This is a genomic window from Protofrankia sp. Cas3 (assembly GCF_963555955.1).
Taxonomy (GTDB): Bacteria; Actinomycetota; Actinomycetes; order Frankiales; family Frankiaceae; genus Protofrankia.
Map to the genome: position 1 here is coordinate 8,257 of NZ_CAUVXP010000193.1, position 1,183 is coordinate 9,439.

Genomic DNA, 1,183 nt, shown 5'->3' on the forward strand with positions numbered 1-1,183 from the left:
CCCCTAGTGTCTCGTGATTCCACTAACTTTACTTCCCGTTGTTGTCGACAAGCTTCTTGATGTTGGTCTGGACAAGCTGGACTTTGGCGAGGATCTCGTCCGCAGTCGCCGTCCACGTGAATGGATTCGGATTGGCTGTTCCAGTGGGCGATGTAGTCCCGGATCTGCTGGATGAGAAGCTGTACGGAGGTGAAGGTACCGCGGCGGATCGACTGATGGGTGATGATACCGAACCACGTTTCGATCTGATTGATCCACGACGATCCGACCGGGGTGAAGTGGAAATGCACGTGCGGGTTCTCCTCCAGCCATGCCTCAACATCGGGCGTGGTGTGGGTGGAAAGATTGTCCAGCACGACATGAACTTCCTTGCCGGCGTGAGGCTTGACAGCCTTCTTGAGAAAGGACAGGAATTCCGCGCCATCATGGGTTGGTCGGCATTCACCGAAAACCTCTCCGGTCGCGACATTCAACGCGGCGAACAGGTCGGTGGTGCCATGCCGGACGTAGTCGTGGGTGCGTTTCTCGCAGGCGTCGAACTCGATCGGCAGCAGTGGCTGGGTGCGGTCCAGCGCCTGGATCTGCGCCTTCTCGTCCAGGCTGAGCACGACCGCTCCGCCGGGCGGATCAAGGTACAGGCCGACGATGTCGGTGACCTTCTCTGCGAAGGCAGGATCCTTGCTGATTTTGAACGTGCCCTGCCGGTGTGGCTTCAGCCCGTTGTCCCGCCACAATTTCGCCACATAGTGGAAGGACACCCGGACACCCGTGGTGCGGGTGATGAACTTGGCCATCTCCCGGCTCGACCAATGCGACAGGCCCGTCTCCGCCGGCGGAGACGTACGGGTCAAGGCGAGGATCCGACTTCGAATTTTTGCAGGCATCTGCTCCCGCGGTGCAGCGCGGGAGCGGTCAAAAAACCCGTCGATCCCCTCGGCCTCGTAGCGAGACAGCCACAGATCCACCGTCGGCCGTGAAACCCCGGCCAAGGCTGCGATTTCTTTCTTCTGTCGGTTCTCTGCTCGCCACAATACGATCCGGGCTCGCGTCGCCACTGCTGCCGGCGCATCCTGACTGTTCACCAATGCCTGTAGTTCTGCCCGCGCATCCGTTGTCAGTTCCATTCATTCATTAAACACCGCAATCAACCTTTTGTAAAGTCAGTGAAATCACGAGACACTAG

1 pseudogene is annotated in these 1,183 nt (G+C 58.8%); it reads right to left on the minus strand.

The window, feature by feature from the left end:
- Window positions 1-28 precede the first annotated feature (28 nt).
- A pseudogene (locus tag U9983_RS24380) lies at window positions 29-1,124 on the minus strand (IS630 family transposase).
- Between the last annotated feature and the right edge of the window lie 59 nt (window positions 1,125-1,183).